The following is an 8,492-nucleotide window of genomic DNA, read 5'->3' on the forward strand; positions in this document are numbered from 1 at the left end:
TGGCGCGTCCGGAGGGCGGCGCGCCCTCGTCCCCGGCGGTCACCGGGTCAGCCCGCGACCACCGGGTCGGCGCGGATCGCGGCCAGTCCGGGGATCTCCCGCCAGTACCTGTCCCCGGTCTGGGCGCCGGTGTCGAGGCGCAGCAGGGAGCGCCGGTCCACCACGTAGATCTCGCGTCCGGCCGCGGCCACGGCGGTCACCGGTCCGGAGATGTTGCGCTGGGACAGCGGCTCCGCGATGGCCCCGTCGACGGAGACGGTCGCGACGGGCGCCTCGGTGGTGTCGCGCGCCACGACGATCGTCGAGCGGTCACGCCACGCCACGGACGTGGCGGTCTCCCCGAGTGCGCGGCCGACCTGCCGGAAGGTGCCGGCGAGCGGCTGCCCCGTCTCGGCGGACAGTGAGCCGATGAACACCTTGCCGTCGGCGACCACGGCCATCTGGGTGCCGGACTGGTCGATGCGCAGGGCGGTGACCCGGCCGCCGAGGGACCGGATCGGGCCGGCTTCCATCTCCCGGACGTCGGGGCCGCCGCGCCCCATCCCGATGCGGACGAGGCGCGTGTCGTCGACCATCACCCACGCCCGGCCGTCGACCGGGTGGAACGTGGGTCCGGCGACGCTCCGCGCGGTGAGGACCTCGGTGGGCTCGCCGTCGATCGGTCCCACGAGGAGCCGGCTGGTCCCCGCCGCCTCGTCGCCGACCACCATCGCGAGGACGCGCCCGTCGTAGGACACCGCGGCGCTGCTGCCCCCGCGGACCTCGGACCACGGTCCGCCGGCCGGGCGGGCGCCGCCCGGCTCGAGTCGGACCAGCCCGTCGGCTGCGGTGAGCGCGTAGCGCATGGGCTCGGCCGGCGGGTAGGGGTCGAAGTCGCGGACGTCCTCGGTGGTCCACCCGTTCGCGTACCGCTCGTCGAGGGGCGCGCCGTCGCGTTCGAGGCGGTAGGGCCCGGGGACGTCGGCGCGCGCGAGGGTCCACACGACCTGAGCGGCGAACTGGGTGGTGGCCTGACTGCTCAGCACCGGCAGCCCGGCGAAGTCGATGGTGGTGCCGGGGACGTCTGCGCCGTCTTCCTCGCCGGGGCGGACGGAGACGGAGGCGGGGACTCTGGACAGGACGGAGTCGGTGAGACCGGCGCGCGGGCCGGTGGCGAGGAGGTTGACGAGGGAGTACTCGAGGTCGGTGCGGTCGGCGGCCGTCCACCGGGGGTCCGGGACGAGGGCTTCGCCGGAGCCGGAGAGGAAGAACAGCTCGCGCTGGGCGTAGGTGGAGAAGAACTCGGCCTTCTCGATCACGACTCCCGGCGGCAGTTCGTCGATCCGCCACTGTCCGTCGGTGCGGGTGAGCCCGATGGTGACCTCGAGCTGGCCGACGTCCTCGCGGAAGATGCCGCCGGGGTCGAGTGAGCCGACCTTCTCCGCGCGGAGCGTGTACTCGGCGCGGTCGGCCGAGCGGCCGCCCTCCGCACTGAGGTCGGCGCGCAGCACGATGATGGTCTCGGCCAGGTCGTCCCAGGTCTCCGCGGCCTCCGGGGTGAGGAACTGGCGCGCGGCGGCGTGCCGCTGGTCGGCGATGGCCGCCGCCTTGAGGAAATCCCGGACCAGGAGGTCCGGTTCCTGGTCGGGCACGGGGGTGGGGATCGCCAGGTCGTCGCCCTCCGGCGCGAACGTGCCGATGACCTGGGGCGACGACGACGAGGGCAGCGTGGCGCAGCCGGTGGCCGTCAGTCCGGTGGCGCAGGCCAGTGTCACGGCGACCGTCAGGAGCCGGGGTCGGGTCATGGTGTGTCCTCCGCCGTTCCGGGGCCCCGCTCGAGCGGGGTCGGTGAGCCGGTGGACACGAGCCGCGCCTCGTCCTCGGGCGTCAGCGGCAGCGGGCTCGAGGTGAGCGTGCTGCCGCGCCGGCGCGGGATGGTGAGCCGGAAACATGATCCCTCGCCGGGGCTGCCCCAGCAGTCCAGCCGGCCGCCGTGCAGCTTGGCATCCTCGAGGGCGATCGCCAGTCCGAGGCCGGTGCCGCCGGAGCGGCGCACCCGGGAGGGGTCGGCGCGCCAGAACCGGTTGAACACGCGTGTCTCCTCGCCGGGTTTGAGCCCGACGCCGTGGTCGCGGACGGAGACCGCGAGGGCGGTGTCGGAGCCGCGGAGGGTGACGCGCACGGGCTTGGACTCGCAGTGGTCCAGCGCGTTGGCCACGAGGTTGCGCAGGATCCGCTCGACGCGCCTGGAGTCGACCTCGGCCATGACCGGCTCGTCGGGCATGTCGATCTCGACCTCGACGCCCGCGGCCTCGGCGATGTGGGCGACGGTGCCGACCGCGTCCCTGACGGCGGTGCGCACGTCCAGCTCGGCCGTCGACAGTTCGGCCATGCCGGCGTCGTGGCGCGAGACCTCGAGCAGGTCGGTGAGCAGGCTCTCGAAGCGGTCGAGTTCGGACTCGAGCAGCTCCACGGCGCGTTTGGTGGGGGCGTCGAGGTCCTCGGCCGAATCGGAGATGATGTCGGCGGCCATCCGGACGGTGGTCAGCGGCGTGCGCAGCTCATGGGAGACGTCGGAGGTGAACCGCTTCTGCAGGTCGCCGAACTCCTCGAGCTGGGTGATCTGGTCGGACAGGCTCTGGGCCATGTCGTTGAACGCCATGGCCAGGCGCGCGACGTCGTCCTCGCCGCGGATGACCATCCGCTCCTTGAGGTGGCCGTTGGCGAAGCGTTGGGCGATCGAGGCCGCCTGCCGGACGGGCAGCACCACCTGCCGGGCGACGATCCACGCGATCGCCGCGGACAGCACGATGATCGCCAGGCCGGCGGTGGCGACGATCCCCCGCATGATGCCGAGGGTCTGTTCCTCGGCGATGAGCGGGTACACGAGGTAGAGCTCGAGCCCGGGGATGGACGAGTCGGTCGGCGTGCCCAGCATGAGCGCCTTGGCCTGCTCGCCGCGGAAGTCGACGGTGACGTACTGGTAGGCGATGCGTCCCCGTTGGACGAGGGACTGCAGTTCGGGCGGCACCTCCGCCTCGGCGGGACTGACCACCTGCCCGCGGCCCGTCTGGTCGGGCACGACGAGGATGGGGTCGAACGTGCCGGCGTGGACGGAGTCGCCGCCGGAGGCGACGCCGCGCTCACTGATGGCGCTGCGCGCCTGGTCGAGCCGCGACTGCTCGCTGGTGCCCTCGTCGGTCGCGGCGATCTGCGCCTCGACCGTGAGGCGGAGCCGGCCGGCCTGCTCCATGGCGGCGTCGAGTTTGGTCGACAGCAGCTGGGCGGCCATCTGGCTCTGCAGCATGAACGCGATCGTGAGGATCACGCCCATCGACAACGCGAGGGTCGAGGTGACGACCCGCAGCTGCAGGGAGCGTCGCCACATGCGCGCGATCCGCACGCCCAGCGCGGCGGGGTCCAGTGAGGACAGTCGTTCGCGCAGGGTCGGGTTCGCGTCGCCGGCGTCCCGGGTGTCGCGCTCGTCCCCGGTGGACGCCGCCGCGTCGTCGGGACGAGCGGTCGTCACGAGACCGGGCCCGCCTTGTAGCCGACGCCGCGGACGGTGAGGACGACCTCGGGGTTCTCCGGGTCCTTCTCGATCTTCGCGCGCAGGCGCTGGACGTGGACGTTGACCAGACGGGTGTCGGCGGAGTGACGGTAGCCCCACACGTGCTCCAGCAGGACCTCACGGGTGAACACCTGACGGGGCTTGCGGGCCAGTTCCACGAGGAGGTCGAACTCGAGCGGGGTCAGCGGGATCGGCGTGCCGTCACGGGTGACGGTGTGCGCGGGCACGTCGATGGTGACGTCCCCGATGTGCAAGACCTCGCTCGGCTCGTCCTCGCCCCGGCGCAGGCGCGCGCGGATGCGGGCGACGAGCTCCTTGGGCTTGAACGGCTTCATGATGTAGTCGTCCGCACCGGACTCCAGGCCCAGGACCACGTCGACGGTGTCGGTCTTGGCGGTGAGCATGACGATCGGCACCCGGGACTCGGCGCGGATCTCCCGGCACACGTCGATCCCGCTCTTCCCGGGCAGCATGAGATCCAGCAGAACCAGGTCGGGCTGCACCGCGCGGAACGTCTCGATGGCCCGGACTCCGTCGCCGACGATCTCGGTCTCGAACCCCTCGCCCCGCAGGACGATGGTGAGCATCTCTGCCAGCGCGGCGTCGTCGTCGACGACGAGGATCTTGGGGGTCATGGTCACCACTTGTGTCGGCGTGTCGGGTCGGCATCGTCAGGCGCACGACCGCCGGTACGTACCGTGGGTCGTCTTCCTGCCGCTTCAGAGACTACCCGGCCACCCCGCGCGATCGCGGGTGCGGCGCGGGCTCCGGGGTGGGGTCGACGACGAGGTCGGCCAACTCCGGCACCGCGGGATCGGCCCCGAGGACGCGCCAGGGCGACCGCCACGCGGCCGCCGCGAGTCGGCGGTAGACCTCCCCGGTCGCCGCCTGGAGGTCCGCGTCGCGTTCGTAGCGGTCGCGGGCACGGCCCGGGTCGGCGACCTCGCGGGAACCGGCCCGCTCGGCGGCCACCTCGACGGGGGTGTCGAGCAGCAGCTGCAGATGCGGGGCCGGCAGCCCGAGCCGGTCGAACTCGAGCGCGCCGATCCACTCGACGACTTCGGCCTCGCGGTCCGGGCCGAGCCGTGCGGCGGTGTACGCGGCGTTGGAGGCCACGTACCGGTCGAGCAGCACAACGTCGTGGGCGACGGCGAGTCCGGTGAGCGCGTCGAGCGCGGCGTGTCGGTCCAGAGCGAACAGCAGCGCCATCGCGTGGGGCGAGTCCGCCGCCCCGGCCTGACCGCCGTGCAGGGCGTCGGCGGCCAGGTCTGCGTGGAGGGTGCCGTAGCGCGGGAACGCCAGCCGGCCGACCGAGAGCCCGCGGGCGCCGAGCTCGGCGACGAGGCGGGTCGTCAACGTGTTCTTGCCCGCTCCGTCGAGCCCCTCGACGACCACGAGCCGTGCGCCTCCCGGCCGCGCACCCATCGGCCGTGCACTCATCGGCCGTGCACTCATCGTCGGTGAGCTCAGTAGCGGTAGTGGTCGGGCTTGAAGGGACCCTCGACGTCCACGCCGATGTACTCGGCCTGGTCCTTGGCCAGCCGGGTCAGGGTGCCGCCGAGAGCCTCGACGTGCAGGCGGGCGACCTTCTCGTCGAGGATCTTGGGCAGCTGGTGCACCCCGATCGGGTACTGGTCGGCCTTGGTGAACAGCTCGATCTGCGCGATCACCTGGTCGGAGAAGCTGTTGGACATCACGAACGACGGGTGCCCGGTGGCGTTGCCCAGGTTGAGCAGGCGTCCCTCCGAGAGCACGATGATCGAGCGGCCGTCGTCGTCGAAGACGAACTCGTCGACCTGCGGCTTGATGTTGATGCGGGTGACGCCCTCCGCGGACTCGAGCCCGGCCATGTCGATCTCGTTGTCGAAGTGGCCGATGTTGCCCAGGATGGCCTTGTTCTTCATCCGCTTCATGTGCTCGAAGGTGATGATGTCCTTGTTGCCCGTGGCGGTGATGACGATGTCCGCATCGGCGATGGCCTCGTCCACGGTGACCACGTCGAACCCGTCCATCATCGCCTGCAGCGCGTTGATCGGGTCGATCTCGGTGACCTGCACACGCGCACCCTGACCGGCCAGCGCCTCCGCGCAGCCCTTGCCCACGTCGCCGTAACCGCACACCAGGGCCTTCTTGCCGCCGATCAGGGCATCGGTGCCGCGGTTGATGCCGTCCAGCAGCGAGTGACGGGTGCCGTACTTGTTGTCGAACTTGCTCTTGGTCACCGCGTCGTTGACGTTCATCGCCGGGAACGGCAGCACGCCCTCGGAGTGGAAGTGGTACAGCCGGTGCACGCCGGTGGTGGTCTCCTCCGTCACGCCCTTCACCGACTCCGCGATCGCCGTGTACTTGCCCGGATTCGCGGGAACCGATTCGCGCAGCAGCGCGTGGAAGACCTTCTCCTCCGCCGACCAGGACGCGTCGTCCGAGGGCACGGCGCCGGCCTGCTCGAACTCCTTGCCCTTAATGACGAGCATCGTGGCGTCACCACCGTCGTCGAGGATCATGTTCGGCTCGGTGCCCGGCCACGTCATGATCTGCTCGGTGCACCACCAGTACTCGGTCAGGGTCTCGCCCTTCCACGCGAACACCGGCACACCCTGCGGTGACTCGGGGGTGCCCTCGGGCCCCACCACCACGGCGGCGGCGGCCTCGTCCTGGGTGGAGAAGATGTTGCACGAGGCCCACCGGACCTCCGCGCCCAGCGCGGTGAGCGTCTCGATCAGCACAGCGGTCTGCACCGTCATGTGGATCGACCCCGCGATCCGGGCGCCGGCCAGGGGCTGCTCGGCCGCGTACTCCTCACGCAACGCCATCAGGCCCGGCATCTCGTGCTCAGCCAGACGGATCTGCTTGCGCCCCGCCTCCGCCAGCGACAGATCCGCCACTTTGAACTCGACACCGTTGACGGACTGAACCTGCAGATCAGCGGACATGTTCTTCGACCAGCTCCTCGTTGACTCTCGAAAGATCTCCGCCCCACACTAGCGGCAGCGCCTCTTCGCGCGTCGGCCCCGTCACCGGTCGCCGACGCGGGTGCGGAACACGGTCGTCCCGTCGAGACCCTGCAGGCACACCCGCGTCGTCGAGGCCGGCACCCACACCGCGCGCCCAGGCCGGAGCACCTCCCCCGCACCGTCCTCGTCGACCTGCGCCTCGCCCGAGGTGCACAGCAGCACCTCCGGCCCGTCGGGTCGCCAGGTCACGAGCCGTCCGGCGGGCAGGTCGATGCGCGACAGCGCGAAATCCGGTTCGGGCGTGGGGTAGTCGACCTCACCGGGGATACCGCGGTCGGCGGGGATCGCGTCGACGGTGGGGTCGGCCAGCGGGCCGAACTCGAGCACCCGCATCAGCTCGGGCACGTCGACGTGCTTGGGGGTCAGTCCGCCACGCAACACGTTGTCGGAATTGGCCATGACCTCCACCCCGACGCCGCGCAGATAGGCGTGCAGCTGCCCGGGTCCCAGGTACACGGCCTCGCCCGGCTGCAGGACCACCCGGTTGAGCAGCAGGACGCCCAGGACGCCGGGGTCCGCGGGATAGCGCTCGGCGAGCTCCGCCACCGTCGTGGCGACCGCGGACCACGGGGCGTCGACCCCGTTCACGGTCAGATAGGACACGGCCCGGGCCACGAGGTCGGACACGACGTCGGCCAGCACGATGTGGGGCATCGTGACGAACGTGGTGAACACCGCGCGCAGGCCCTCGGCGTCGGGCTGCCCGGCGAGCATGTCGCGGTAGGGCCGCAGCGAGTCCACGTCGAACGCGTCGAGCAGGGAGATCGTGCGCTCGACCGGGCGGAATCCCACCAACGCGTGGAACTCAGTCAGGGCGACCAGGATCTCGGGCTTGTGATTGGCGTCGCGGTAGTTGCGGTCAGCGGCGTCGACGGCGATCCCCCGGGCGTCCTCCGCGGCGTAGCCCTCGCGCGCCTTCTCCGGTGACGGGTGCGCCTGTAGGGACAGCGCCTGCTCGGCCGAGAGCAGCTTCACGAGGAACGGCAGTCCCCCGCCGTGCTCGGCCAGGACGCGGGCGCCGAGTTCCTTCTCGGGGTCGTCGGCGATCCGTGCGTCGAGCGCCCGTCCGTCAGCGCACAGGGAGGATCCCGAGTCGTGGGCACCGAACCAGTGCTCGGCCACGGGGTGCGGTGACGGCGAGGCCGTCCCGCACAGTTCGGGGAGGGCGGTCCGAGAGCCCCAGGCGTAGGCCTGGACCACCGGTTCTAGGGCGACCACGGACCTACAGACCTCCGACGAGGAGGTAGGCGGCGGACAGCTCCGTGCGTGCCATGTGCGCGGCCACCTTTCCGCTCAACGGGGCCGGGGCGTCGCCGACCGTGTCCCGACCGCGGTCGGTGACCCACTCGACGTCCGCGAGCGGGCCCGCGGCCAGCCGGACGATGTCCTCGTCCGCGTTCAACACCATACCGAGGTATCGCACGCGCATGTCCTCGCGTGGCCCGTCAAGTTCCTCATCGTGGAAAAGGTCCGCCAGTGGATCCACCGGCGGGCGCCCCTGCGCACGTTCGGCGCCGGCACGCACGGCGTCCCCGACCGACGAGGCCGCGGTGATCCGGCCCGCGTCGCAGAACGCCGCGACCGCGCGATCGCAACAGGCCGCGGAGACCGCGTCCGCGTGGATCCACACGAGCGGGTCGCGGCCGGCGACCGACGTCGCGAGCAGCTTGGCCGGGTTGACCGGGGTCGCTAGTTCGGGCCCGATCCCCTCGAGCTCGACGTCGACGGCGTCGGCGGCGGCACCCACGTCCAGTCCCCGCGCCCCGAGTGCGGTGAGGACCGCCATGCCGGCCGCGAGGTGACGCAGTACGCCGCGGTGCGGGGGTAGGTACGGCAGCGGCTCGAGCCAGGAGGCGCGCCCCCGGCCCGCCTCGGAGACCAGCCCCTCGCGAGGCACGTCCACGATCACCGCGGCCCCGCGGCCGGCG

Annotated in this window: 6 protein-coding genes and 1 pseudogene; all 7 read right to left on the reverse strand. The window is 71.9% G+C overall.

Annotation, left to right across the window (positions count from 1 at the left end; translation table 11 throughout):
* Positions 1–47: 47 nt before the first annotated feature.
* Complete coding sequence (locus HMPREF3086_RS08350) at positions 48–1,784, reverse strand: LpqB family beta-propeller domain-containing protein (RefSeq protein WP_061228041.1); 1,737 nt, start codon at positions 1,782–1,784, stop codon at positions 48–50.
* Positions 1,781–3,508 carry an MtrAB system histidine kinase MtrB gene (gene mtrB, locus HMPREF3086_RS08355; protein ID WP_070721313.1) on the reverse strand — a complete coding sequence of 576 codons (1,728 nt, stop codon included), beginning with the start codon at positions 3,506–3,508 and terminating at the stop codon, positions 1,781–1,783. The genes HMPREF3086_RS08350 and mtrB overlap by 4 nt, the downstream gene beginning before the upstream one ends.
* Positions 3,505–4,185 carry an MtrAB system response regulator MtrA gene (gene mtrA / locus HMPREF3086_RS08360; protein WP_061915297.1) on the reverse strand — a complete coding sequence of 227 codons (681 nt, stop codon included), beginning with the start codon at positions 4,183–4,185 and terminating at the stop codon, positions 3,505–3,507. Before mtrA ends, mtrB begins: the two co-directional genes overlap by 4 nt.
* Positions 4,186–4,276: 91 nt before the next feature.
* A complete protein-coding gene (locus tag HMPREF3086_RS08365) occupies positions 4,277–4,990 on the reverse strand; it encodes a dTMP kinase (protein ID WP_232303067.1) in 714 nt (237 codons plus the stop codon).
* A gap of 26 nt (positions 4,991–5,016) precedes the next feature.
* On the reverse strand, positions 5,017–6,483 hold the full coding sequence (ahcY, locus tag HMPREF3086_RS08370) for an adenosylhomocysteinase (RefSeq protein WP_061915266.1): 1,467 nt from the start codon (positions 6,481–6,483) through the stop codon (positions 5,017–5,019).
* Between the two features lie 81 nt (positions 6,484–6,564).
* Positions 6,565–7,782, reverse strand: coding sequence for a mannose-6-phosphate isomerase, class I (gene manA / locus HMPREF3086_RS08375; protein WP_070721314.1), 1,218 nt, complete (start codon positions 7,780–7,782; stop codon positions 6,565–6,567).
* Between the two features lie 4 nt (positions 7,783–7,786).
* Positions 7,787–8,492: pseudogene (locus tag HMPREF3086_RS08380) on the reverse strand (hypothetical protein); the annotation flags it as partial.

This window comes from Dietzia sp. HMSC21D01, assembly GCF_001815995.1.
Taxonomy (GTDB): domain Bacteria; phylum Actinomycetota; class Actinomycetes; order Mycobacteriales; family Mycobacteriaceae; genus Dietzia; species Dietzia cinnamea.

Bases quoted from the DNA above. Each gene is read 5' to 3' on its own strand.
- mtrA (WP_061915297.1), bottom strand. From the start codon at position 4,185: ATGACCCCCAAGATCCTCGTCGTCGACGACGACGCCGCGCTGGCAGAG.
- HMPREF3086_RS08350 (WP_061228041.1), bottom strand. From the start codon at position 1,784: ATGACCCGACCCCGGCTCCTGACGGTCGCCGTGACACTGGCCTGCGCC.
- ahcY (WP_061915266.1), bottom strand. From the start codon at position 6,483: ATGTCCGCTGATCTGCAGGTTCAGTCCGTCAACGGTGTCGAGTTCAAA.
- HMPREF3086_RS08365 (WP_232303067.1), bottom strand. From the start codon at position 4,990: ATGAGTGCACGGCCGATGGGTGCGCGGCCGGGAGGCGCACGGCTCGTG.